General features: G+C 30.1%; 25 protein-coding genes and 1 pseudogene. 9 read left to right on the top strand and 17 right to left on the bottom strand.

Annotation, left to right across the window (positions count from 1 at the left end; genetic code table 11):
* The first annotated feature begins 109 nt into the window (after positions 1-109).
* From D3P13_RS11810 to cls, 5 genes are all read left to right on the top strand, one after another.
* Complete coding sequence (locus tag D3P13_RS11810) at positions 110-568, top strand: hypothetical protein (RefSeq protein ID WP_117882638.1); 459 nt, start codon at positions 110-112, stop codon at positions 566-568.
* Between the two features lie 46 nt (positions 569-614).
* Positions 615-776: a DUF1328 domain-containing protein gene (locus D3P13_RS11805; protein ID WP_117882636.1), complete on the top strand. Its 162-nt coding sequence runs from the start codon at positions 615-617 to the stop codon at positions 774-776.
* Between the two features lie 124 nt (positions 777-900).
* The gene (locus D3P13_RS11800; protein WP_117882634.1) at positions 901-1,350 is read left to right on the top strand and encodes a ferritin-like domain-containing protein; all 450 of its coding nucleotides are present in this window, start codon (positions 901-903) and stop codon (positions 1,348-1,350) included.
* Positions 1,351-1,497: 147 nt separating this feature from the next.
* Positions 1,498-1,836 carry a hypothetical protein gene (locus tag D3P13_RS11795; protein ID WP_117882632.1) on the top strand — a complete coding sequence of 113 codons (339 nt, stop codon included), beginning with the start codon at positions 1,498-1,500 and terminating at the stop codon, positions 1,834-1,836.
* A 45-nt stretch (positions 1,837-1,881) separates the two neighbouring features.
* Positions 1,882-3,303 carry a cardiolipin synthase gene (cls, locus tag D3P13_RS11790; protein ID WP_117882630.1) on the top strand — a complete coding sequence of 474 codons (1,422 nt, stop codon included), beginning with the start codon at positions 1,882-1,884 and terminating at the stop codon, positions 3,301-3,303.
* Between the two features lie 72 nt (positions 3,304-3,375).
* On the opposite strand, the gene D3P13_RS11785 is transcribed toward cls, so the two are convergent.
* The 3 genes from D3P13_RS11785 to D3P13_RS11775 form a co-directional block, all read right to left on the bottom strand.
* Entirely contained in the window at positions 3,376-4,560 is a 1,185-nt protein-coding gene (locus tag D3P13_RS11785) for an acetate/propionate family kinase (RefSeq protein ID WP_117882627.1), read from the bottom strand.
* A 52-nt stretch (positions 4,561-4,612) separates the two neighbouring features.
* Entirely contained in the window at positions 4,613-6,706 is a 2,094-nt protein-coding gene (gene pta, locus D3P13_RS11780) for a phosphate acetyltransferase (RefSeq protein WP_117882625.1), read from the bottom strand.
* Between the two features lie 83 nt (positions 6,707-6,789).
* Positions 6,790-7,755: a cadherin repeat domain-containing protein gene (locus D3P13_RS11775; RefSeq protein ID WP_117882623.1), complete on the bottom strand. Its 966-nt coding sequence runs from the start codon at positions 7,753-7,755 to the stop codon at positions 6,790-6,792.
* Between the two features lie 379 nt (positions 7,756-8,134).
* Between D3P13_RS11775 and D3P13_RS11770 the strand changes: the two genes are divergently transcribed.
* A complete protein-coding gene (locus D3P13_RS11770; protein WP_117882621.1) occupies positions 8,135-8,479 on the top strand; it encodes a single-stranded DNA-binding protein in 345 nt (114 codons plus the stop codon).
* 81 nt (positions 8,480-8,560) lie between these two features.
* Here the strand turns inward: D3P13_RS11770 and D3P13_RS11765 are convergent, their stop codons facing one another.
* From D3P13_RS11765 to D3P13_RS11745, 5 genes and pseudogenes are all read right to left on the bottom strand, one after another.
* Positions 8,561-9,760, bottom strand: coding sequence for a hypothetical protein (locus D3P13_RS11765; protein ID WP_117882619.1), 1,200 nt, complete (start codon positions 9,758-9,760; stop codon positions 8,561-8,563).
* Positions 9,757-10,593, bottom strand: a complete 837-nt coding sequence (locus D3P13_RS11760) for a type 1 glutamine amidotransferase (protein ID WP_117882617.1) — start codon at positions 10,591-10,593, stop codon at positions 9,757-9,759. Before D3P13_RS11760 ends, D3P13_RS11765 begins: the two co-directional genes overlap by 4 nt.
* A 181-nt stretch (positions 10,594-10,774) precedes the next feature.
* The gene (locus tag D3P13_RS11755; protein ID WP_117882615.1) at positions 10,775-11,872 is read right to left on the bottom strand and encodes a carboxylate-amine ligase; all 1,098 of its coding nucleotides are present in this window, start codon (positions 11,870-11,872) and stop codon (positions 10,775-10,777) included.
* A 408-nt stretch (positions 11,873-12,280) separates the two neighbouring features.
* Positions 12,281-13,228: pseudogene (locus tag D3P13_RS11750) on the bottom strand (ATP-grasp domain-containing protein); the annotation flags it as partial.
* 121 nt (positions 13,229-13,349) lie between these two features.
* Complete coding sequence (locus D3P13_RS11745; protein ID WP_117882613.1) at positions 13,350-14,069, bottom strand: alpha/beta hydrolase-fold protein; 720 nt, start codon at positions 14,067-14,069, stop codon at positions 13,350-13,352.
* Positions 14,070-14,209: 140 nt separating this feature from the next.
* Between D3P13_RS11745 and D3P13_RS11740 the strand changes: the two genes are divergently transcribed.
* Positions 14,210-15,028 carry an alpha/beta hydrolase gene (locus D3P13_RS11740; RefSeq protein WP_117882611.1) on the top strand — a complete coding sequence of 273 codons (819 nt, stop codon included), beginning with the start codon at positions 14,210-14,212 and terminating at the stop codon, positions 15,026-15,028.
* 93 nt (positions 15,029-15,121) lie between these two features.
* Here the strand turns inward: D3P13_RS11740 and D3P13_RS11735 are convergent, their stop codons facing one another.
* The 6 genes from D3P13_RS11735 to D3P13_RS11710 form a co-directional block, all read right to left on the bottom strand.
* Positions 15,122-15,619, bottom strand: a complete 498-nt coding sequence (locus tag D3P13_RS11735; protein ID WP_117882609.1) for a DUF2911 domain-containing protein — start codon at positions 15,617-15,619, stop codon at positions 15,122-15,124.
* 31 nt (positions 15,620-15,650) lie between these two features.
* Positions 15,651-16,490: a DUF2911 domain-containing protein gene (locus tag D3P13_RS11730; RefSeq protein ID WP_117882830.1), complete on the bottom strand. Its 840-nt coding sequence runs from the start codon at positions 16,488-16,490 to the stop codon at positions 15,651-15,653.
* Positions 16,491-16,574: 84 nt separating this feature from the next.
* Positions 16,575-18,215, bottom strand: a complete 1,641-nt coding sequence (gldG, locus tag D3P13_RS11725) for a gliding motility-associated ABC transporter substrate-binding protein GldG (protein ID WP_117882607.1) — start codon at positions 18,213-18,215, stop codon at positions 16,575-16,577.
* Positions 18,212-18,925, bottom strand: coding sequence for a gliding motility-associated ABC transporter permease subunit GldF (gene gldF, locus D3P13_RS11720; protein WP_117882605.1), 714 nt, complete (start codon positions 18,923-18,925; stop codon positions 18,212-18,214). The genes gldG and gldF overlap by 4 nt, the downstream gene beginning before the upstream one ends.
* Positions 18,926-19,006: 81 nt before the next feature.
* Entirely contained in the window at positions 19,007-19,291 is a 285-nt protein-coding gene (locus D3P13_RS11715; RefSeq protein WP_117882603.1) for a putative quinol monooxygenase, read from the bottom strand.
* A gap of 109 nt (positions 19,292-19,400) precedes the next feature.
* Positions 19,401-20,219: an SAM hydrolase/SAM-dependent halogenase family protein gene (locus tag D3P13_RS11710; protein WP_117882601.1), complete on the bottom strand. Its 819-nt coding sequence runs from the start codon at positions 20,217-20,219 to the stop codon at positions 19,401-19,403.
* Positions 20,220-20,356: 137 nt separating this feature from the next.
* Between D3P13_RS11710 and D3P13_RS11705 the strand changes: the two genes are divergently transcribed.
* Positions 20,357-21,304 carry a PhoH family protein gene (locus D3P13_RS11705; RefSeq protein WP_117882599.1) on the top strand — a complete coding sequence of 316 codons (948 nt, stop codon included), beginning with the start codon at positions 20,357-20,359 and terminating at the stop codon, positions 21,302-21,304.
* Between the two features lie 31 nt (positions 21,305-21,335).
* Complete coding sequence (locus D3P13_RS11700) at positions 21,336-22,283, top strand: phosphoribosylaminoimidazolesuccinocarboxamide synthase (protein ID WP_117882597.1); 948 nt, start codon at positions 21,336-21,338, stop codon at positions 22,281-22,283.
* Between the two features lie 67 nt (positions 22,284-22,350).
* On the opposite strand, the gene D3P13_RS11695 is transcribed toward D3P13_RS11700, so the two are convergent.
* From D3P13_RS11695 to D3P13_RS11685, 3 genes are all read right to left on the bottom strand, one after another.
* Complete coding sequence (locus D3P13_RS11695; RefSeq protein ID WP_117882595.1) at positions 22,351-24,612, bottom strand: M1 family metallopeptidase; 2,262 nt, start codon at positions 24,610-24,612, stop codon at positions 22,351-22,353.
* Positions 24,613-24,773: 161 nt separating this feature from the next.
* On the bottom strand, positions 24,774-26,102 hold the full coding sequence (locus D3P13_RS11690; protein WP_157972903.1) for a coiled-coil domain-containing protein: 1,329 nt from the start codon (positions 26,100-26,102) through the stop codon (positions 24,774-24,776).
* A gap of 158 nt (positions 26,103-26,260) precedes the next feature.
* Entirely contained in the window at positions 26,261-26,755 is a 495-nt protein-coding gene (locus tag D3P13_RS11685) for a DUF6702 family protein (RefSeq protein WP_117882591.1), read from the bottom strand.
* Between the last annotated feature and the right edge of the window lie 42 nt (positions 26,756-26,797).

Raw genomic sequence — 26,797 nt, 5'->3', positions numbered from 1 at the left:
TACAATTTTTAGTTTATGAGCAAAATAATGCTAATAATGTAACTTATATTTAATTATAATTAAATCGGAAATTAAATCAACTTTTAAACTATATATAAATCACTATAAGATGAAAAAAAAGGAATCTAAAAACTTAAAACAGAAGAACAAAGAAAATGACAACTTACTAAGTAAGAGTATCAAAATAATAACAATGACGATGGTTTTCTTAATATTTATTTCTTGTGGAACGGCAAAGAAATTTCCGTTATCAGATTTAGTTCCAGCTGCGGAAATTACAGCGAGTAAGAAACAAGACAGTAATAACAATTATGTAATTGAAGTTATTGCTAAAAACCTAGCAAGTGCAAATAGACTTGACCCTCCAAAAAACAATTATGTAGTGTGGATTGTTACAGAGGATAACGGGATAAAAAATATAGGTCAATTAGCTAATAAAAATGCTAAAAAAGTTGAGCTAGAAACGACGACGCCATTTAATGTTAAAGAAATATTTATCACAGCAGAAGACGAGGGTAATATTACTTATCCATCCGGAATTGAAATAACTAGAACAACCCTTAAATAAAATAAACTCAAAACCAATTATTTATTAATCTTTAAAACTCAAAACTATGTTACGCTGGACAGTCACTTTTATAATTCTTGCAATAGTTGCCGGAATCTTCGGGTTTGGCGGTATTGCAGAAGGAGCTGCAAGTATTGCAAAAATTTTATTTTTTATTTTCATTGTACTTTTTATTATTTCCTTGTTTACAGGAAGAAAAAAGATATAATAATAGTAAATGATTAAATGAATTTCAGCAAACGGAATTAGTACTTAAAGCATGAAAAAGTAATGTAGATGGTATGTTGTAGAACATCATAAAATAATTTACAACTCACATAAAAATATAAATTATGACAAAATATAGTGAAATTGTAGGAGATAAATTAAATGCTATTCTTGAAAAAAATTTTGATGCAGAAAAAGGATATACGAAAGCAGCAATTAATGCAAAAAATGAAGCGTTAAAGAACTTTTTTAAAAATAAAGCTCAAGAACGGAAATACTTTAAAAGTGAATTGAAATCTGAAGTTGCTTCGTTTGGACAACAATTCGAAACGAGTGGCTCAATAACTGGAGCAGCTCATAGAACGTGGATGGATGTAAAAGCATTATTCTCATCAGAAAATGATGAGTCTATGCTCGAGGAAGCTATGAGAGGTGAAAAAGCATCTGTTCAAGAATATGATGATGTATTAAAAGAAACAAGTTTACCAGTAAGAACGCAGAATGTTCTATTAAAACAAAAATCACAAATTGAAAAAACATTATCGACTATTAAAACATTAGAAGATTTAAAATAAGTCAGTTTATGTAAAATAATTCTAAGTTAGAATTTAAATAGTTTTTTTTCCTCACAGATATTATTAACGTGATAATAAAAAAATGTGATTCCCTGAGAATCTTCAATTATAATTGAGGATTCTCATTTAATTTAAAATCAAAGACTCATGGAGCAAAATGAACGAGATTATATAAAAGTATATCAAAACAAAGGCTATATCAATGAATATAGAATGATTGATGGAAAATTAACTGATATAGAAACAAAAAAAGAATATAGTCCAAAGGATATTTATATCGTTGCGGAACATCGATTTGAAGGTATGAGTAATCCTTCAGATTTATCAATTTTATACATATTTGAAACCAATGACCTTTTTAAGGGAAATGTGTTAGCAGGTTATGGACCTTCAAACGAAAGTGCATTATCCCAGTTTTTTTCGGATATACCAAAAGAACAGTTTTCTAATGAGAAAAATGTTGATTATTGCGAAAATGAAGGGTAATCCGTATTTTATTGTACCTTTAAATTACATTACAATTAATTTTATATGCTTACCATCTTTTTTATTATTTATATTATTTCTGCATTTGTTGCGGCTGGTAGCATAATTTTATATGGCTGTAATCCTTCTAGGTCATTGGGATGGCTTTTAGTAATAATCTTTGTTCCGTATGCGGGTGTTCTTTTTTACGTTTTATTTGGCGTTAACCGAAGAGAATTTAAGATTTACACCTTAAAGCATACCGTAAAAAGGAGGTTATTCGACCAAAATTATCTAAAACATAGTGCTTCAGGTAAGAAAGCTTCTTTTAAATCTACTAAAAAAAAGAAATTAGAAGCTTTACTAAAAAACAGTTCTAATTATCCCGCAATTCCAGGAAATAAGGTTACTGTTTTAAGTAACGGTGCTACTGCTTATAAATCTATTTTTGAGAAATTAGAAAAAGCTGAAAACTTTATTCATATTGAATTTTATATTTTTGAAGATGGTGATATTCTTGAAAGGTTATATCAAATATTTAAAAGTAAAATAGCAGAAGGCGTAAAAATTAGAATGATTTATGATGCGATTGGAAGTTTTGATTTAAAAAGAAAATCAATAAAAAGATTTAAGGATTTGGGTGTTGCTGTTTATCCCGTTTTACCGATTAAATTTGGAACAATCATATTTACCATTAATTTTAGAAATCATCGAAAAATTATAGTTATTGATGGTGATGTTGGTTTTACTGGTGGTGTTAACATTAGTGATAAATATGTTAGGTCTCAATCAGAATTAGGAATCTGGGATGATGAACATCTGTGTATTGAAGGTCCGGCAGTTGAAAGTCTTCATAATATTTTTATTAAAGATTTTTATTTCGCTTCAAATGAAGAATCTATTTTGGATGAAAAATTTCATAATATAATAAGTGAAAAAGGAGACTCAACAGTGCAAATAGTTTCGAGTGGACCAGATTCAAAACATCCCACTATAATGTATCAATATTTAGGTCTAATTAATTTGGCTGAAAAATCTATTTATATTGCAAATCCTTATTTTATGCCAAGTAGACCGTTATTAGAGGGACTTAAAATGGCGGCCCTAGAAGGCATTAATGTAAAAATATTAGTACCAGCAAAGTCGGACTCTAAATTGGCTCATTACAGCATGAAATCTTATTTTCGTGAATTGTTGGAAGTAGGAATTGAAATTTATAGAAGTAGTAATTTTTTACATAGTAAAATTATTATCACGGATATTGAAATAGTATCTGTAGGGTCAGGTAATTTTGATCATAGAAGCTTTGAACAAAATTTTGAAGCCAATGCACTAATTTATGATAAAAATGTAGCGAAAGAAATTACGGATAATTTTTTAAAAGATTGTGAAAAAAGTAATCGCTTAACATTAGAAGTACATAAATCTCGACCATTTTACAGTAAGGTAATAGAAGGTTTTGCTAGACTGTTTAGCCCATTGTTATAGGTAATATTTACTTTCATTATAGAAAGTAATAAAGAGAATAAAACAGGAACGAATATAACTAAGGTCAACCGATTAGTTACAAAGACGATACGTTTGTTGTGCTATTTCAAGTTCTTCATTTGTCGGAATTACTAATACCTTAGTTTTTGATTCTTTTGTGTTAATTTCTCTTAACTCTTTAGAACGAATATTATTTTTAGTTTCGTTTAATTTAATACCTAAATAATTCATATCTCTACAAGTCAACGCTCTTAAAGCACTTGAATTTTCACCAATTCCTGCAGTAAAAACAATAGCATCTAGCCCGTTTAATACGGCTGAATAGGCACCAATATATTTTTTTATACGATAGGCATTCATTTCTAAGGCTAAAATGCATTCTTGATTACCATTAATTGCATGTTCTTCAATTTCTCTTAAATCGCTGTAACCAGTTAACCCTAACATACCACTTTCTTTTGTAAGCATCGTGTTCACTTTATCTAAGTCATAGCCTAAATTATTTACGAGATAAAAAATAAGAGAATGGTCAATATCTCCACATCTAGAGCCCATTATTAACCCATTTGATGGAGCAAATCCGAGACTATGATCTATACTTTTTCCATCTTTTACAGCAGTAATACTGCATCCATTGCCTAAATGGATTGTAATTATTTTTGATGCTGATTTTGGTAAATACTCAATTGCTTTTTCTGTTACATATTTATGACTAGTCCCATGAAAACCGTACAGTTGAATGTTGTTATTATCGTAAAACTTATTTGGAATGGCATACTTTTTAGCCTTCATCGGTATTGTTTGATGAAAGGCGGTATCAAAAATAGCAATCTGCTTTGCATTTGGAAAAATTTCTTCGGTAAGAATTATACCCTCTAAGTTATGAGGATTGTGTAAAGGTGCTAATGGAATTAAAGTTTTTATTATATTTTTTACTTCGGGAGTGATCATTGTAATATCAGAAAATGCATTACCACCATGTACCACTCTGTGACCAATAGCATCAATTTCATTTGTATCATTTATAACCCCTTTCTCGGCATCCAATAAATAATCTGCAATTTTTTGCAAACCGACTTTATGTGTTTCTATATTATCGACAATATTTATATTATGATTTTCAGTTTTATATTGAAAAATGGCATCAATTTCTCCAACACGTTCTACAATACCTTGACAAAGTACTTTTTCAGATGGCATTTCAATCAATTGAAATTTTATTGATGAGCTACCCGCATTGATGATTAATATTTTCATGTATCTTATTTTATATTTAATTCAAATAACAATTATTAGCAACCAGGTATTTTTAAAATCCCTGTGCTTGAATTGCTGTTATTATTACAGTATTGTATATATCGTCTACTGTACATCCTCTACTTAAATCATTTACAGGCTTATTTAAACCTTGCAAAACAGGGCCAATAGCCAAGGCTTTGGTTTCTCTTTGAACTGCTTTATAAGTGTTATTTCCAGTATTTAAGTCAGGAAAAATAAATACGGTGGCTTGTCCTGCCACTTCAGAATTAGGTAATTTACTTTTTGCCACATTCATGTCTACGGCTGCATCATATTGAATTGGTCCTTCAATTTTAAGATTAGGACTCATTTCTTTTACTAATTCTGTTGCTTTTCGCACACGATCTACATCTTCTCCAACACCCGAACTACCAGAAGAGTAGGATAACATTGCTATTTTCGGCTCAATACCAAAAGCTAAACTCGTTTCTGCTGAAGAAATTGCAATTGCTGCTAATTGCTCAGCAGTAGGGTTGGGGTTAATTGCACAATCGCCATAAACGGTAACTCTGTCTTCTAAACACATAAAAAACACAGATGAAACCACAGAAACACCTGGTTTTGTTTTAATAAATTGTAATGCCGGTCTTATAGTATGCTGTGTAGTGTGTGCCGCACCAGAAACCATTCCGTCTGCATCACCTTTGTAAACCATCATACTGCCATAATAAGATACATCAGCCATTAAATCTTTGGCCATGGCTAGATTAACGTTCTTATGTTTTCGAAGTTCGTATAAAGTTTGAGAATAATCTTCAAAGTGTTCAGATTCTTCTGGATTTATAATATTTATTTTATTTAAATCTAATGAGATATCTAATTGCATTAATTTATTTTCAATTTCTGCTTTATCTCCTAATAATGTTATGTTTACAGCATTTGTATCCATTAATTTTTTAGTCGCTAAAAGTACACGGTCATCTGTACCTTCAGGTAATACAATATGTTTTTTATTAGATAAAGCTCTTTTTAACATGTTGTATTGAAACATTCTAGGAGTAATACCATTGGCTTCAAAGGTGATTAATCTTTCTGCCAATGCATCAACAGGTATATGTTTTTCAAATATTTGAATTGAATTAGTTATTTTATTTACGTTTTCTGCATAAATTTTAGGTTGTATAGCTCCAATTCTATTGGTAATTGAATAGGTTCCACCTTGAACAGAAATTACTGGAATTACTTCAGAAAGTCCCTCAATAAGTTGATTTATAGGTTCTTCAGGTAATAATCCTCCTGTTAAAATTACGCCAGAAATAGGAGGGTAGTTTGCCGATATGTTCGCTTGTAATGCTCCTAATATTATATCAGCTCTATCTCCAGGTGTTATCACCAGGCTATTTTCTTTTAAATGAGTGAGGTAATTTCTCAATTGCATTGCACCAACGCTAAAGGCTCCTGCTTCATTATTAATATAAGCTTCGCCAAATAAGACCTTACCATTAAGTTCTTCAACAATTTCTTTAACAGTGGGATTTGCCAAAGATTTGTTTAACGGTATTACACCTGAAAGTATTTTTTCAGGTAAGTTTTTTTGCAATTCATTTTTAATCAATTGAACATTTTCTGGTTGTACCTTATTAGCAATTACCATTAAGACTTCTACTCCTTTATCTTTAAAGGAATCATAGGCCATATAAAGATTTCCTATTAAATCATCTAAGGATTTTCCTACACCGGTGGAAATTAAAATTGTAGGAATTCCCAAATTTTTAGCAACTAAAACATTGATATCCCATTCTATTATAGCACCCTCACCAGAAAAATCTGTACCCTCTACCAATATAAAGTCAAAACGATCTTCAATAGCTTTATACTTCTCAATTATTTTGGTAATGATTTCATCATCCTTATTTTGATTATTTTTATGAATGATCTCACTTCTAGTAAATGCAAAGGCCTCTTCATAATTCATTTGTATGTCAAAATAACTGAGAATGGTATCGATGTGATTATCCTTTTTCCCACTTTTATAATCATCAATTATTGGCCTAAAATAGCCGACCTTAGCAGTTTTGCCTAATAGCATTTGCATTAAACCAATAGAAATAATTGACTTACCACTTTTGGCTTCAGTAGTGGCAATATATACAGCTTTGTTCATTGTATTCTCGTGAAAAATTATACCTGCAAATTTACTAAAATAACTAGTTAAAGATATGATACTTGTCAGGTTTTCTTAATATTTTACCACTGTTTTTGAGTTGTACTTAAACCTTGATGTAGCCATCTAACTCCTGACGCTCCATCACTTCCATAATTGTCATCGTTAAGATCATTTACATTTGAATTAGACCAATAGTATTTTCCCGGTTGTCTTTTAAAACTTAGATAAGAGTTTTCAGACTTGTAAAGTCCCATATACCCATTATTTGTAGTTGGATTATTATTGTTTTTAATTACAAAACAGAATATTTTTGAAATGGTAGAAGAATGTATTGGTAAAGCATTACCAACATCTGTAAAACCAGAATAATTAGAGGTACTAGATTGCTTTACTTGCGTGTTAGCAATATTATTGCCTTTTACTTCATACTTAAAAGCAAATATATAACTATGGTCAGGCATAGCCGTTTCTTGATTTATGTTTGCCATTGTCCATCCATTAAATGGGCCTAATTGAATCTCGCTAGTATAATCAAATTCAGAACCTGTTGAACCGTGTACAGCAACACTATTTAAATTGTTGTATAACGTATTGTATTCATTTTCTGTTACAAATACCCATTCATTATCTGCCGCGGCTATATAGGCAGCTTTTGAAGCTGATAAAAAAAACGCCAAGTCATCAGTATTGTTAAGCGTAATCGTTGCCTTAATGGTTTTCGTTAAACTTTTGCTCTTAATTTCTATAGAAGCGGTAATCGTTTGATTTGTTTCATAATCAAACGTGGTTGCATTAGCAACACTTAATATTCCATTAGTATTATGTATCGCTAAACTACCATTTGGAGATTGACTTTTTATGGTAAAAGATAATTTGCCTTCGTTACTAGTGGCTTCAATTTTTCCAATTTCAGTATTTATCAATTGATTTTCATCAATAGTTTGAAAAAAATCACTGGCTGTGATTTCAGGATTAATATCATCTGAAGCACAGGAAAATACAGTTAAAACAACAAAACCGATAATTAATTTATTTATTTTTTTCATTAATTCTCTAATTGATAGATTAGTGAAAATAAAACGGTTTAGGGTAGTTGTTATTGTGTTTTATAGCGAGTTTAGAATCTTTATAAAGGGGTCATTTCTAAGGTTTAAATTAAAAACGTTTAATAATTAAAAGGATTAGGCAATTTTTTTAACAATGTATAATTTGAGTTAAAAGTCACTGAAAGAGTATTTTAAAACAATTACAAACGACTACATTCGACTACAAACGAAAGTAATTACTTAACAACCGAATACAATTTGTTACTGGTTATATGTTTGCAGTGTCGAAATCAAAATATAGTATTTGACAAATTATTTAAAAAGCCCTAGAACGAGTCCGGGGATATATCTTAACTGTTTAACCATTAAATTAAATATTATGAACGCACTTAGAAACAAAGTACAGTTGATCGGAAACTTAGGAGACAATCCTGAAATCATTACCTTAGAATCAGGTAAGAAATTAGCGAAATTTTCAATAGCTACAAATGAAAGCTATAAAAATGCAAGTGGAGAGAAAGTAACAGATACCCAATGGCATAATGTAATTGCCTGGAATAAAACTGCAGAGATCATTGAAAAATACTTAGCAAAAGGTAATGAAGTTGCTGTAGAAGGTAAATTAACAACCAGAAGTTATGATGATAAAGATGGAAATAAAAAATACATCACTGAGGTTGTAATTAATGAACTTTTGATGTTGGGTAAAAATAAAAGTGCCTAATTAAAAAGTTTCAGAATTAAAAAAATCATTAAAAAGAGTCAAGACAAAAAGGTTGTCTTGACTCTTTTTTATATAGGTCTATTATGCGTTCTCGAAAAAACTAATAGAAGACCCAATCCATGTATCTTCAGTTAAATGAGAAACATTAATTAGTTCACCTTTACTCATTCTGGTTAAGTTGATAACGGGTTTTAATTTGTTGGCTGCTTCGTCCCAAATATAAAGGATACGTAATTCTACCTTAGAATTTTTTTCCGTATTTGTTTTCACTAAAGAGGCGTAGTTTACTTTTTGTTGTAGTATATAATTCTCTTTATCCTTTATATCATTAATAGTTTCTTGTGTTGGGTAGAGATTTATTCCTTTACCTGCAAAAGAAAAGAGGGGTTTAAGTACATATTTATTGAGATCTAAATCAGTAGGGTAATCATTTAAATAATAGGATTTTGGTATGTATTTATGTTTTAATAAAGGCATAATACATTTAGAAATCATAAAAAACCAATCGGGATGTGTAACCCATTCTACGTCAAGGTTATCATTTAAATTTATGTTGGTTTTTAAGTCTTTTATTTGCAATAATTCATCTAAAATTACACGATTATATATACGATGAATAGGTGTTTTTACTCCGTCTTTTATATAAAATAGCTTTTTACCTTCTTTAATAATTTGGGTCATACACACCACTTCAATACCCAAGGCTTGTTTCGTTGCCCAAAAATCTATTCTGGTTTTTTGTTTATCAGGATAAAGTTCCATTAAAATTACATTCTCAGGTTTCTCATCACTTAAAATTACTTTTCTAACTTCCTCTATATATGTTTTATCATTTAGCTTACTGAAAAAATAATGAAAATCTCCTTTTGGAAAATTCTTGTAGTGTTTTAAAACGGCTTTACCTAAAAAGGGTTGATAAAAAAATAGGGTAGGGAAGGCCTGCAATTCTATTAATTGCGGTACAATATTGCCATTTCCATCATCACAAAGTCCAAAATCTATAGCTAGAAAATGAGGTTTGCCCATGGGACTAGGTGATTGTAATGACTTTGGTATAAATTTTTGTCGAATTTCATCAAAATCAATTTTCCATAACTGTTCAATAATAGAATTACAGGCATCAAAAATTTTATTTTCTAAGGATGCATCTATAAAAACAGGAGTTTCAGAAATACGGAAAGCACATTCTTCTCCAAAAGTATCTTTTACATCTTGTTGTAAGTTATCATAGTATTCATCTTTAAAATTTTCATTAAAAGCATTACGAATTTTTGGTATCATACAGATGCTAATTTTGATTGTTTAATTTTTTCTGCCGCCATTTCTAAAAAACGAGGAATAATAATACTATTCGTTCTTAAAATCTTATCATCATCGTTTAATTGATTTATCATACTTAGGTATTTCTTTTTACCATATTTTTTGATTACTAAAGCCCGTTTTTCTTCTTGTTGAAAATAACGTGTCATTCCTTCAGCATCAGCCTCTGGATGAAACTGTGTTCCGAAAATTTCTTTGGTAAATCGGATAGCCATTACTGCTCTTTCTAAAGGTACATCTGGTCTTATTTTTTCTCTACAAAGAATATTACCTTCTAAACTATTAAGTTTCCATTCTTTCGGCATAACGACTTGATAGTCTCTTGAGTCAACCGCATAGAAGGGATCTTTTAAACCTTCAAAAAGAGGTTCATTAAATCCATTTTCTGTTTTATGGATAGGCAGTATTCCAAAAGAAGTAGATCTTCGTTTAGTTACTTTAGCAATATCCCAATGTAAACACGCTAATTGAAAAGAGTGACAGATTAAAAAGAGATGTTTCTTTTGATGCTTGAATAGGTTTTGACTTAAAATTGAATCAATTAAATTAAAATAGTCTTTTTCCCATTGTGAGCCCGTTAATTTTGGAGAACCAGGACCACCTGATGATATGTAAATATTATATTTATCTAGTTTCGGAATTTCTCCTTTAACTCTTACTTCAAAAACATCAAAATTACCTTTAATACCTTCTTGAGCCAAAAACTGACCTACCAACATTTTTATACAACGCATACCTTCATTTGGTACACCTTCATTCATATCTAAAATTGCAATTTTATAAGTACTCTGCATTCTTCTTCTTTATCTTTAAATTTAAAAACAGTCTGTATATTTTTGGATTGTTTTCGATTCGATTAAAAACTAAGTTCTAAGACGCATTATATTCAAACTTTATTGCAGTTGCCAAAAACTTAGCTTTGCAAATAAGTCTTAAAAATACGTTGAACTATTTGTTGCATGCAAAATTACGCTTCTATAAACCTTTTGCCGTTTGTTCTACAATATATTTAACAACTTCTTTTAAATCGCCCGTTTCTTCAAAGACTTTTAATTGTCTATCAGCACCCGAACCTTGTTCTAGCATTTGATATACATAATTCACTTCGGTGCGGCATCCAAGATCATCAACTACATCATCAATAAATTCTAGTAATTCTTGAATTAATATTGCAAATGGAACTTCTTCTTCTTTACCAAAATCTATAAGCTTTGCTTCTATACCCCAACGGGCTGCACGCCATTTGTTTTCATTAATTAAAATACGTCTGTATGATCTAAAACTTTGATTTTTTGAATGTAATTTACTCAGTTTTGCTATTATACATTGCATAATTGCGGCAATACATGTTACTTCATCAACGGTCATCATCATATCACAAACCCTAAATTCTACTGTAGGGTAGAAAGGATGTAAACGAATATCCCACCAAATTTTCTTGCCATTATCTATACAATGTGTTTTAACTAAAATATCTACAAATTTATCATACTCAGCAACACTAGAAAAATAAGGAGGAATTCCTGTTCTTGGAAATTTATCAAATATCTTAGAACGAAATGACTTAAAACCTGTTTCTCTGGCTTCCCAAAATGGAGAGTTGGTAGATAATGCATATAAATGCGGTAAAAAATAACGAGCCACATTCATAATATGCAAACCTTCTTCACGATTAGGAATACCCACATGAACATGCATACCAAAAATTAGATTGGAGCGAGCAACATCTTTCATTTCAGCAATCAATTCATCGTAACGAGGATTGTTAGTAATCAATTGTTCACTCCAATTTGAGATAGGATGCGTACCTGCCGCTGCTACTTTCAATCCTTCTTTTGAAGCCAAATCAATTACTTGCTGACGTAAATATGAAACTTCGTCTCTAGCTTCTTGAATATTCTCACAAACATTTGTACCCATTTCCACCACAGATTGATGCATTTCTTCTTTAATACGTTCTTTTAATAAAACTTTTCCACCTTCTAAAATTTTAGACATATGGGAACGTAATTTTAAAGTATCGCCATCTAGAATTTGAAATTCTTCTTCTATACCAAGGGTGAATTTATGCATATCTGTGGTTGTGGATTAATGATTAATTAATTTCTATTTTTTCTTAGGCGTAGTTTTAGGTTTTGTCGCTGTTTTTTTAACCGTTTCTTTTGGTTTTGTGACTGCTTTAGGTTTAGTTACAGTTGTTTTTTTAACTGCTGCTTTTGGCTTTGTAGCAACCTTTGGTTTGGCATCAGCTTTAGGTTTGGCTACAGTTGTTTTTTTAGCTACTACTTTTGGCTTCACAACAACTTTGGGTTTTGCATCAACTTTGGGAGCAAGCTTCACAACTTTTTTAGGTGTTGTTTTTTTTGCTGAAACCTTTTTTACTTTTTTGGCAGCGGCATTTACTTCTTTTTTGATTACAGATTTTTTAATCTGATTTGCCGATTTTAATTTAGATTTTTTTGTCTTTGATTTTAAGGGTGTAATGGCGTTTGTTAAAAAAGTACCCCAAGAAGTATTATTTTGTTTTCCCTTATGTGCAAGTGCTTTTTCAACTGCTAATTGAGCAGAATGTTCAACAATCCAATCAAAATTAGTTTGTCCCACAGAATTAATATCGGCATCTGGTGCAGGATTGCAAAAATCTATAGCATAAGGAACTCCATTTCTAATGGCAAATTCAACAGTATTAAAGTCGTAACCTAAAGCTTCATTCAACTTAATCGTATAATCATGAATTGTTTTCATTAACTTCTTGTGTTCTTCACCTTTAGTTTTAGGCTCAGTTACATAACGTAAATGAGGTTCATTTCTAGGTTCATATGGCATAATATGAACATGCTTTTGTCCTAAACAATATACGCGATAGTAATCTTCAAATACAATTTCTTCTTGAAGCATCATTACCAATTGTTCAGTTTCAGCATGTTTTTCGAATAAATCATCAGCATTTTCAACACGATAAACACTTTTCCATCCACCGCCAGAATGAGGTTTCATATAGGCAGGAAAACCAATGTAATTAAAAATATAATCCCAATCTAAAGGAGCTTTTAAATTTCTAAAAGACTTGTCAGTAGTATCATCTGGCCTAGCATTAGAGGGTAATAAAATAGTTTTTGGAACTGGTACTCCAATTTGAAGTGATAAACAATTATTAAAGAATTTTTCATCAGCACTCCACCAAAAAGGATTGTTGATTACTGCTGTACCCATTAATGATGCATTTTTTAAATAGGCACGGTAAAAAGGAACTTCTTGCGAGATTCTATCAATAATGACATCATATCCGTAATCTATACCTTGCTGAACTTTATCGATACTAACTGCTTCAGCAACTACTTTACCTTTTCCTAATTCATTAACTCGATCTATGAATGCCCATGGAAAAGTATCTTCCATTCCGAATAATATTCCAACTTTTTTTGCCATAATATTTTATTTTTTTGATTTTATAATTTAATTAATTTTCAGCTATAATTTACCTGTATTTCAAATGCAAATTCTAATTATAAATAGTGTTTATAATCTAATTTATTTATTATAAATTTATCTAAGATTGCGGAAAATATTTTTCTACATATTCAGGAAAAACCATTTTCCACAAAGGCCAATCATGTTCTATCCATTTTTTTTCATCATACCAATACGGTATTCCTTTTGACTCTAAAACACTTGCCATGTTTTCGTTTTTGGGCTTGCAGCTATCCCAATCAGATGTACTTAATACAATTTCCATGTGGTTGTATTTCCATGATTCTTCATCTACCATAAACTCATTAGGGCAGTTGTAATAAATTCTCATATCGTCTGAATTTGGTGTGAAATTTCTAATATTAAATACACCAGATAGTGAAAATAAATGTGAAACTAAATCAGGAAACCGAAATGCTGTGTTAGCCGCATGATAGCCTCCAAAACTACAACCAGCAACCGCTATTCTATGGGTGTTACATTCATTTTGTATATAAGGAATCATTTCATTTTTAAGAAACTGCATGTATAACTCATAATTATATATAATTACATCGGTTGGTAAATCATCTGCATAAAAGCTTAACATATCTAGTGTTTCTATATTATAAAGCTTTATTCTACCTTCTTCAACAAATCGCATAACGGATTCGTTTAAGCCAAAATCATTGTTTTGTGTATATTTACCTCCAGAGGATGGAAACATCAATATAGGATGTCCCCAATGTCCTGTCACTTCAAGGTTAATATTTCTATTTAATGTATTTGAATAATATTGAGTATGTTGTACTTGAGCCATAGCTTGGTTTAGTCTTTGTTTGTTAAATATAAATAAAAATGTTATACAATGTTATCATAGATATGGAAATAATTTATTTTATGATTCTATATCATTTAATTTTTAATTAATCGTTAATATTGCACACTTTAAAATGAATAATGGGTTTTAGTATAGATTATATAAGTTTGAATGGGAGTTTTTTTTCAAAAAATCTTGATAGAAAGGTTAAGTTCCGTTTGATGGCACCAGGTAATTACAGGAGCTCTGAAGAACGTTTTTCTGTATTATTAATGAATGACGGCCAGGACTTTAGAGCGATGGGCTTAGAGAAAACAATTTCTGAATCTTATTTAAATAAAAATAATAAACCATTTGTTTATGTTGGGGTTGAGGCAAATGAAAATAGAATTCATGAATACGGTACTGCATCATCAGGTGATTTTAAAGGAAGAGGAAAAAAGGCAGGAAATTATTCTAAATTTATTATTGAGGAGTTTATACCTTTTTTAAAGGGAGAGTTTAAGGTTTCTTATGAGCCTAAAGATTGGGTTTTGGCAGGAATGTCTTTAGGTGGTCTTACCGCTTTTGATATTGTTTATAATAATGCACATTCTTTTAGTAAGGTAGGTGTTTTTAGTGGTTCATTTTGGTGGCGTAAAAAGGCATATGTAAAGCATGATTATGCAGATAGAAGTCGAATTATTCTAGATGTTATTAAAAATGGATCTTATCATCCTCATCTAAAATTTTGGATGCAAGTTGGAACTTTGGATGAAAATGCAGATAGAAATAACAATGGAATAATTGATGCTATAGATGATACCAAAGACGTTATTAAAGAATTATCCTTAAGAGGGTATTCTGAATCGCATGCTATTCGCTATGTAGAAGTTGAAAATGGAAAACATAATTTAGCAACATGGGGTAAGTTGTTTCCCGATTTTATAAAGTGGGCGTTTAATTATAATAACGAGTAAATTTAATAGAAGCGAAGTATAGTCATAAATACAAAATAAAAAAGCCCAAAACTTCATGAAGTTTTGGGCTTTTAAAATTATATAAAATTGAAATTATTGAATAGTTACTGGAATTGTCAATTTTACTTTTTCCCAAGCAAACAATATAGAATCATCCATTATACCAAAAAACAATTGTTCTTGGTTTTCGTCACCAAATTCAGGGGTAATATCTATACGTAAAGCATCTTTACTTTCATCGTATTTACTTGAACCCCAAGAATCATTTACCGTGTTAAAAATTACGGTCCAATTTCCACTTTTATTAGGAATAATAAAAAAACCATACTTACCGGCGGCTAATTCTTCACCACCAATGGTTACATCTTTATCAAAAGAAACCGTAGTATTTTCATTAGCACCAGCTCTCCAAACTTTACCATATTTTTCTAAACCACCCCAAACGGTTCTTTCTTTTACACTTGGAGCACCATAATCAACAGCAACACTTACACCATCAATTTTACCATCAGCTTGTTGTCTCGGACTTTTTTGAGCACAACTCAATGTGGTTATTAATGTAAAGACTAATAATATTTTTAAATTTTTCATTTTTTGAAATTAATTTATTGGATTAAATGTTTTACTTAGACCACTCTGCAATAGATGCTTTATTCATTTTTATATAATCAGCATTTCCTGCTTTTTCAGCTACTTCTAAAGATTTTTTTGCTGATTCAATAGCTCCTTTTTTATCACCTAAAGCTGCTTGTATCAATGATTTTTCTCTTGTCATCCAAAAGGCATTTTTATTCATCTCCGTTGCTTTATTAGACCATACTAAAGCTTGTTTTAAGTCTTTACCTGAACTTCTATAGTAACTAGCAGCTCCATGATAATCATTAGCACTTGGACCACTCATTACATTTTCAATACTTTTTGCTGCGATAGCATCCGTTGGTACAGTAAATTTTACGCCAACATAGGTTTTTTCCCACATGATGCCCAAAACTCCAGAATTATCAGTTAAATCGTCAAAAGTGATTGTAAATGACTGAATATCCATTGGAATTTCTTGAGTTTTTACAGAAGTTTTTAAAGCTACTTTGCTATCATCTAATGTCTGTGGAGCTCCACTACCTGCATATTCCGTGTAGAAATAAACATCCCAAGCTGTTGCAGCTGGCTTAGTGAAAATTGCATAGGTTCCTTTTTTAAGGGTATCACCATCAATAATTACATCATCACTAAAAGTAATTTTTGTTCTTGCGTTAGCACCTGTTCTCCATATTTTGTCAAAAGGAACAAGGTCACCAAAAATAGTTCTTCCTCGCATAGCAGGTCTAGAATACTCTAATGCTACATCTGTTAAACCAACAGTTTGTGTTAATGTAGAACCTGGACTAGGAGCAGGTGTTTTTATCTGAGCCGTGATACTCAAAGTACCCAAACATAAAAATAAGATTAAAAGTTTTTTGTACATCATAATTGTTATTTAGATTTATTTAAGTTAATTAGTTGCTAAAGATACTAAATCCTAACATTGGCAATTTTCTTTAACAAAATTTTAACTAAATCTACGTTTTCTAAGAAAGGTGAAAACGAATCCAAAAAGAGCAAGAATTACCAATGGCAATATTACATTAATCATTTGCCAGAAAGTACGTTCTGTATATGCTTTTTCTTTATCTAAAAACTGAAGTTGTATTTTCTTATTACGGAGATCTAATAAACCTGAATCATCTAATAAATAGTTGATGCTATTCATTAAAAATTCAGCGTTACCATATCGAACACCTTTATATTTATCTACACCTAATTCAATGGGTTGGCCTTTTACTACTTCATTGGCAATTACATCACCATCAGCAATGATAATCATTTTATTGGGATTGCTTACTTCTTTGTAGCGTTTAGATTCAAAAGGTTTTACACGGCTTGCATACGCTGAAGTAAATTTGCCTTCTAATAAAACACCTAAAGTTTGATAACCTTTATTGTAATCTTTTTTCTCTGGAGTTTTTTGAATATCATTCAATGAAATAATTATAGGAGTTCCTACTGATTTTGAAAACTCAGAACTTTGTAAAAGAATTGTTTTTTTGATTGAATTCTTTAAGGTATCAATAGTATTTGCAAATTTTAAATTAACAGGATCTACACCTTGAGTAATTGGATGATCGTTTTTTGAAGTAATAAATGGGTAGTAATGCCAAATATAATCTTTTAATTGAGCGGTGTTACCTAAGTTTCCATCTTCCAATTTAATGGTGGAGCTATAGGCATCTTTAATGAGATCATAATTTAATCTAACTCCATAACTAAATAATAAATCTGTAAGATTCAAGTCTTTGTTAAATGCAAGACTTTCACCAGTACTCATTAAACTATCTAACTCTGCAGTAACATTATCTATTAACCACAATGTTTTTCCTCCATTTGTTATATATTGATCTAATGTGAATTTTTCCTGTTCTGAGAATTTTTCCTGAGGTTTTGCAATAATTGTTAAATCATATTTGGATAATTGTTCTAGCGTTTTCTCAGGCTGTTTAGCTACAGAATCTAAAGTAAAAGGAGCTAGTTTATAAAATTGATTCAATTTACTTAGAAAGCTCACTAAGTTAATGTCATTCAATTCTCCATTGCCTTTTAAAATAGCAATAGTTTGACTTGATTCTGAAGATACTTTATAAATGGCTTCTGAAAAAGCAAACTCTAAATTTTCTATCGAGTTTTGTAATTGTTCTTCTTGATTCTTTACAGAACCTTCAGAAAGTAGATTTATATTTTCAGTCTTACCTTTATAAGTTATGGTTGCCCAAGGAAAAATAACAGCTTCTGATAATTTACCATCTTCTTGAACAGTCAATCTACTGGGTTGTAATCCTTGCTTTATTAGTTCTTCTGCAGTATCTAAAGGATCTATAAACTTATATTTCACACCATCGTTTATACTGTATAATTCTTCTAAATGTTGTTTGGTTTCGCCTTGTAAACGTTTAAATTCAGAAGGGAAATCACCTTCTAAATACACTTTTATAATAGCATTTTCTTCTAAGTTGTCTACTATGTTAATTGTAGTTTTAGATAAGGTATAACGTTTGTCTTGTGTAAGATCTAAACGTTTATAATATTTTTTAGCGAGTACATTTATTGCAATTAAAGCAATGATAGCAATGAGTATTTTGGAGATATTATTTTTCATTCTGCATCTAATTTTAACCGGGTTAGAAACAAAAAGAAAGTGGAAACAGACACGAAATAAACAATGTCTTTTGTGTCAATAACACCGCGACTAATACTTTTAAAATGATCAAACATACCAAAACTTCTTAATGATTCAGAAATGTCTAAATCAGCCAATGCTTCAAATCCATAAAAAATAAAAAATGATATAAAAATGGCAATTATAAAGGCAACTATTTGATTGTTTGAAAAGGTAGAGGTAAATAATCCAATTGAAGTGAAAGTTGCTGCAATAAATAACAAACCCATATATGATCCTAAAGTACTACCTATATCCAAATTATTGGGAGGGTTACCTAATTTCAAAATGGTGAAAACATAAATAAGAGTCGGAATTAAAGCTAAAATTATTAATACTAAAGCACCTAAAAATTTACCCAATACAATCTGCCATTTACTTATTGGTTTTGTTTTTAATATTTCAATGGTCCCCAATCTGAATTCATCTGAAAAAGTTCTCATGGTAATTGCAGGAATTAAAAAGAGAAAAAACCAAGGAGCAATAAAAAAGAAACTGTTTAAGTCAGCAAACCCTGCATTAAGTATATTAAAATCACCATTAAAGACCCATAGATATAGACCGTTAATTATTAAAAACACCGCTATTACCAAATATCCTATTGGTGAGGCGAAAAATGAATTAAGTTCTTTTTTAAAAATTGATATCATTTCAGTGATCTTTTGACCTTTAATTTTTGTTCGTTTTCTTTGTTAACTTCTATTATTTTTCTAGAATGTTATAGGGAAAATTTATTGTCTCTCAACACTCCATGCTTCTGGTCTATTATTAAATAAAACTTTAGTTTGTGTCCAAACATTATTAAATAAATCAGAATTTCTGTAATTTTCTAAGTCTTGCTCATTATTCCAATAACTATATGTAAAAAATACATTGCTATTATTTTTATCTCTTAGCAATTCTAAATGAGTACATCCCTTAAAATTTTTAATTTGTTCTTTATGGGCGTTAAAAGTACTTAAGAATTTATTAATTTTTTCTTCTTCAAAGCTCAGTTTTACTATTCTTATTAACATAATTGAAATTAATGATAATTATATCCTTGATTTATTGTGATTTTTTACTAGTAATGAGAAGACAAGATACGTTGGTTTTATTCCTGTAAAATTAAAACAAATACCAATTCTACAAAAACTTTACAGTTATAGAGTCCCTATAACCTAAGCCTAAAAGGGTAGAGGCACCTCCAACCGATTTTAAATTACTTTTATAAACGGCAATTTCTAAATAATCAGCGGCATTAAAAATGGCTAATTTCTCACCATCATATTGTCTTTTTTCAGGAGGCAATTCAAAGTTTATTAGTTCATTGTATTTCAAAAACACCTTTTTAAATTTGTAATGTCTTGCACTTACCTCAAATAGCCTATTTTTACCAACTTCATTAAATAGCTTTTTGGTTATGTTAGAAATAACATTGCCATAGTTGTCTATATAAATAATGGTTCCAACAATTTTATCGTTCTCTTTATTTATAAATGGATAAACTTCGTTTAATTGCTTAAAATCGCTAATAGGTTTTCCTATAACTTCTAATGTACCACCTCTTGCAATATGACAAGCTACTTTTACAAAAGCAGAATAGCTGGTAAGTGTATTGTGTATTGTAATTTCGACCATTTTATCAGGGTTAATTTCTGAAGCAATCATCGAAATAATTCCATTATCAGCACAGATAAAATAATGATCATCTAAAAATATGGCAATATGCTTGTTTTCAACACTAAGTTCAGAATCAACATCTATAATATGGATGCTCCCTTTCGGAAAATTCTTATATGCATTTTTAAGAATATAGGCTGTTTCTGTAATGTTAAAGGGGGTGATTTGATGAGAAATATCAACAACTCTAGCATCACTCAGTTCATTATAAATAGCACCTTTTATAGCACCAATAAAGTGATCTTTCGTTCCAAAATCAGTTGTTAATGTTATCAAAGACATTTGTTGATTACTTATTGAAAAAGAGAGTGATTAATAACCTATTAAATTGTTAAATTTGTATTGCAAAGCTAATCAATATCTAATTGATTACCACATAATTTTTAAGCAGTTTTATTATAATTTTAAAATATATTCATTTGAACGAAAGAATTATTGAATTAACAGAAATTAGTCCAAAAGATTTTTTTGGTACACATAATAGCAATATAGAACAACTTAAAAAATACTTTCCTAAACTTAAGATAATTGCTCGAGGTAATAAAATTAAAATTTTTGGTGAAAAGGAATTGTTAGACGAATTTGAAAAACGTCTTGAAATGCTTATAAAATATTTTGATAAATATAATAAGCTCGATGAGAATAGTATTGAGCAATTACTAACGTCTAATGGTAGTACTCAAAAAAGTTCAGAGAAAGACAATGAAGTATTAGTGCATGGTGTCGGAGGGAAATTAATAAAACCTCAAACTGAAAATCAACGTAAAATGGTCGTTGATATGAAAAAAAATGATATGCTTTTTGCGGTTGGACCCGCAGGAACAGGGAAAACATATACGGCTGTAGCTTTAGCTGTGAATGCTTTAAAAAATAAAGAAGTTAAACGTATTATTTTAACACGACCAGCTGTGGAGTCAGGAGAAAACTTAGGGTTTTTACCTGGTGATTTAAAAGAAAAATTAGATCCTTATATGCAACCTCTTTATGATGCTTTGCGTGATATGATTCCTTATGAAAAACTAGAGACTTATATATTGGGAGGTGTAATTCAAATAGCACCCTTAGCTTTTATGCGAGGTAGAACATTAGATAACGCTTTTGTAATATTAGATGAAGCACAAAATACAACACATGCTCAGATGAAAATGTTCTTAACAAGAATGGGTAAAAATGCCAAATTTATAATTACAGGCGATCCAGGACAAATAGATTTACCGAAAAGGCAAGTATCTGGCTTAAAGGAATCGTTATTAGCCCTAAAAGATATAAAAGGGATAAGTATAATACATCTTGATGATAAAGATGTAATAAGACATCGATTAGTTAAAGAAATAATAACCGCATATAAAGGAATAGAAGTAGAGTAAATCATATTTTTCAGCATTAAAGACACTTAAAATGAATACTATAAATCATACAAATTTTAATTTCCCAAATCAAAAAGCGGTTTACCGTGGTAAAGTACGTGAAGTTTATAATATTGATGATAAACTTTTAATAATGGTTGCCACAGATAGACTTTCTGCCTTTGACGTAGTTTTGCCAAAGCAAATACCGTTTAAAGGTCAGATATTAAATCAGATTGCCACTAAAATGATGGAAGCAACGGCTGATATCGTACCTAATTGGTTAATCGCTACACCCGATCCTAATGTGGCTATTGGTCATTTATGTACTCCATTCAAAGTAGAAATGGTTATTAGAGGTTATATGTCTGGCCATGCTGCAAGAGAGTATAAGGTTGGTAAGAGAATGCTTTGTGGAGTAGTGATGCCAGATGGAATGAAGGAAAATGATAAATTTTCAGAACCAATTATAACACCGGCTACTAAGGCTGAGGAAGGAGATCATGATGAAGATATTTCAAAAGAAGATATTATCGCCAAAGGTATTGTGAGTAAAGCGGATTATTTGGTATTAGAAAAATATACAAAAGCACTTTTTGCTAGGGGAACTGAAATTGCCACAAAGCGAGGTTTAATTCTAGTAGATACTAAATATGAATTTGGCAAAACGATGGATGGTAAAATTGTTTTAATTGACGAAATTCATACACCAGATTCTTCACGATATTTTTATGCTGATGGTTATCAGGTAAGGCAAGATAGGGATGAAGATCAAAAACAATTGTCTAAGGAGTTTGTTAGACAGTGGTTAATAGCAAATAAATTTCAAGGTTTGGATGGTCAGGTTGTACCTGAAATGTCAGATGAGAAGGTGTTAGAAATTTCTGAACGTTATATAGAACTTTACGAGAATATTACTGGCGAAAAGTTTCAAAAATCAGATACTACAGATATTTTAAAAAGAATTGAGCAAAATATTAATACTTATTTACAACATTAAGTATAATTAAAATGCCCTAATCAGTTGTGATTAGGGCATTTAACAAAAAACTCTAAATTTAAAAACACTAATTTTTCAATTTGTCCTTGAATTGTTCAAATTGGTTATTTTCAATTTTTTTAGGCCAACTATTGTTGGTTATATCTATATCTGCTGTTTCTAAGTCTGGATCGACTACAATATTAGTGATTTGTTTTGAACTGGCAAAAATTCTTTTTACTCCATTGTCTTTTTTACTCCATATTTCAGCAGGAAATTGCTTTCTCAACTTGCTACCATCTTCGTATGTAAGCTCAACAATCAGAGGTAATACAAGGCCTCCTGGCTTTTCAAAAGTAACCTCATAAAAATAATTTGGAGCTGTATTTAAATTCTTTTTTTCTTCCTTAGAAAGATTTTTTAAGTAACTATTAATAGCGGTTATATCTGTCGCTTTCTTAGCTTTACTTTTATCCTTTAAGTCATTTTCAGCTATAAAATATACTAACTCATCAGGGTTTAAACCATATCTAGTGGCTTTTGCTTTATCTTCTTCACTTCCTTCATTTGATAAATAATATTTTTTAACTTCTTTAATTCCGACATCATTATAATCAGTAGTATAAAACCATCCCCTCCAAAACCAATCTAAGTCCATTGCTGAAGCATCTTCCATTGTTCTAAAGAAATCAGCAGGTGTAGGGTGTTTAAACATCCATCGTTTTGAATAGGTTCTAAAGGCATAATCAAATAATTCGGGGCCCATTATAGTGCTTCTTAGCATCCATAAACCGGCAGCAGGTTTGGCATAGGCATTTGGACCGAAATTATAAACATGATCTCCCTGACTCATTATTGGAGATAAACGATCTTGATCAATACTCATATACCTAACAAGATCTTTTGGTAAACTACGTGTTTTGAAGTTTGGGTCATATTTATATTCAGCTAGTATTTCTACAAAAGAATTGATGCCTTCATCCATCCATGTCCATTGGCGTTCATCAGAATTAACAATCATTGGGAAGAAGTTATGCCCCACTTCGTGGGTAATAACACCAATCATACCGTCTCTAACTCTGTCAGAATAAGTACCATCTTCTTTTGGACGACCAAAATTCCAACAAATTTGTGGATACTCCATTCCTTGACGTGCTGCATTTATTGAAATAGCCTTATGATAAGGATAGTCAAATGTATATTTAGAATATTCCTTTAATGTATTTGCTACCACTCTCGTAGAATGTTTTTCCCATAATGGATTTCCTTCTTTCGGGTAATAAGAATATGCCATAACAGTTTTCCCATTAATATCAACAGCCATAGCATCCCATATGAATTTACGAGAAGTTGAAATACCAAAATCTCTTACATTTTCCGCATAAAATTTCCAAGTTTTTGTTTTTTTAGCTTTCTTTTTCTCAGCTTTTTCTGCTTCTTTCTGTGTAGCGATAATAACAGGGTTGTCAAATGATTTTTTGGCGTTGTCTAAACGTTTTTGTTGATCTTTAGTAAGTACATCTTTTGGATTCTGAAGTACTCCAGTTGATGCGACAATATGATCTTCAGGTACTGTAATGTTTACAGTATAATTTCCAAATTCTAAGGCAAATTCACTACGTCCCCAAAACTGCATATTTTGCCATCCTTCAACATTGTTATAAACTGCTAAACGTGGAAAAAATTGAGCAATAACATATAAATTATTATCATCTTTCTCAAAATGCTCATAACCAGATCTACCTCCATCTATAAAATAATTATTTATTTGATACCACCACTTTATTTTGAATTCAAAAGTTTCACCTGAGGCTAAAGGTTTAGGTAAATTTATACGCATCATTGTACTATTTACCATATAAGACAAATCTTTATTGTTATTGTTTTTTACATAATCTAAATGAAACCCTCCAGGAAATGATTGTTCTAAATTATCTTTGGTGAATTTTTGAGCAGACGTAAATGTGTTACGCATTTTCGATTCTTTAATATCAGGTGTTTTAGAATCAGGAGCCCTCATGTTCTGATCTAATTGAATCCAAAGATATTCTAAAGCATCTTTAGAATTATTGTGATAGGTAATTTCTTCATCCCCATATAGTTTTTGAGTTTCATCATCAATAGTAATATTCATAACATAGTCTACCTGCTGCTGTGTATAAGCATGTCCAGGTGCTCCAGAAGCAGTATGTTGGTCATTTGGTGTTGGTAATTCTTCCTTAAGCTGTCTAAATTTACTAACGTCTACATGGCCAGACTTTTTTTCTTTTTTATCGGTTTGTTTTTCTTGACTGATTGCAGTTGTCACTATAAATAAAAGAGAAAGGATTGATATTGTAATTTTTTTCATTAAATAAATGGGTTTGTTGTTTTAACAAATATGGAGCAATTTAATTCATTTGATTTTATTGTTGGTTCAATTGTTAAAGTTTAACAATTTTTTATAAAATCATTTTTTTTAATTGGTGGGAAATGTTTAATTTAAAGGTATTTGGCAACTAACAAAAGACTTTAATTACTAACTTTTTTAACTTGTCCTTGAAATTTTTCAGTATTGTTCAAGTCATTTTTACTTTCAGCTTCCCTTCTTTTCTCTCTATCTGTAATCGATTTAATTATTCGTGACTTTTTTATCGATTGTATTTCTTTCTGTCTAAAAGATGTTTCTAATTTTTTTGCTATATATTCATCTCTTTTTGTCCTTTGTTCAAGTTTTAAGTCAGACATATACAATTGTTGCTGTTGCTTTCTGTTTTTATTTTTTTGATTGTAAAGAGCTGCTAGTTCTTGTTCGTTTTGTTCTGATTTATCTAAAATAGCTAATTGATTTGCTATTTTTATTTTTTCTTTAATTCCAATAATCTCATGAGCTAATTGTTCATTCTCTTTAAGTTTATCAGAAATAATGGCCGAATTCATTTCTTTTGAATGCTCTTTGAAATCTATACGGTCCATAATAGCTTGTTGCTCTTTCGCTTCCTTTTCCGCCATTAACTTATCATTATTAATTGCTCTTTCGTCTTTTTGTTCTACCTGCTGTATTATTTCTTTTTCTCTTTTATCTAATTTTTTTAAAACAGCTTCTTTATTATGATCGCTAATTTTCTTTTTAAATTCAAAAATTTCATGAGCCAATTGTTCATTCTGACTAATTTTATCATTTATAATCACTGAGTTTCTTGCTTTTGATTGTTCTTTGAAATCAATACGATCAATAACCTCTTGTTTTTCTTCAATTTCTTTTTGAGTTAGCACTATATTATTTTCAAATTGAATTTGTTTTTTTAAGTCAATTTGTGTTTTTATTGATTGTTCTCTGTCATCTAATTCATCTAAAATAGTGAGTTGAATTTTATTTTTTGACAATTCTTTGTTTCGAATATTATCAATTAAAAGCTGTTCATTTTGTTCTAATTTACTAGAGAGTAATGTTGTGTTTTTAGTTGCTATTTGCTCTTTTTTCTCTATCTGATTTGAATAAGCTAATTCTCTTTCTTGTTCATTTCTAGCTAATATTTCTTTATTTTTTAATATTAAAATGTTTTTGTCTTCTAACCTTATAATAAGGTTATTTGTTTTTTCTTTTTGTATTTCAACAGCTAGTTGCTGTAATGTCAACGTTTTTTTGTTTTTTTCGACTAAAATGGAATCAGCTCGTAGTTCTAATATTGCTAATTCTTCTGCTTTTTCTAATTTTCTTTTGTCTTTTCGCTCTCTCTTAGTTAAAATTGCATTTGCTTTGGCTAGCTGTCTCTCTCTTTTAAATGCTGTTCTTAATGAATCTGCAGTGTATAATTTGGCTTTAACCCTTGATTCTTTATCAGATTCTATTTTTGCCAATTTTATTTTTAATTCAGATTTTGAGTCGTAAATGGTATCGTTTTGGCAATAACCAAAATAAATATTAAAAAGTAAGAGTAGGAGTAAAGCGTAAAGTTTCTTCATAGAATTTTTATAGCAATTTTTCTTTTTACAAATATAACTAAAGATTGTGCCATTTAAAAATTGAGTATGTCCTTTGAAGCTTCTTCTGTTAGGAAAAAAGTTTTTTTAACATCATTAATATTTAATTTAATAATATTTTTTTGAGAAGGAAAATATTCCATTAGCATGGTGTCAGATATTTCTATGCTCTTAATTGATTTAATATTTGAGAGTTCTAAATATATATATACAATGTCGTTTTCATACTCTTTTCCTAAATATTGATAGTTGTAGATTTTTGAATCAATTTTAATTTTAAAATTATCTTTTATATATTTAGAAATAAGACTATTATATTCTTTAGATTCATCTTTTACTCCTAGTTCTATAGAAATGTTGTTTGTTTTATTGATAACTTCTTGAAGATCATCAATAAAAATTCTCATGGTAATTTGAACACTTTCGTTTTCCGACTTAAATTCTATTTTAATAAGACTGATATAATATTTATGTACAGAAAAAGCAAAAAGAGGGAGTAGTAATAATAGAAAAACTTTTGATTTGTTCATAAGAGTGATTAAGTACTAGGTTGTATAAGTTACAAATCTATT

The sequence above is a fragment of the Aureibaculum luteum genome (genome assembly GCF_003449015.1).
GTDB lineage: Bacteria > Bacteroidota > Bacteroidia > Flavobacteriales > Flavobacteriaceae > Aureibaculum > Aureibaculum luteum.
This window is presented reverse-complemented; position numbering and strand designations above follow the sequence as displayed.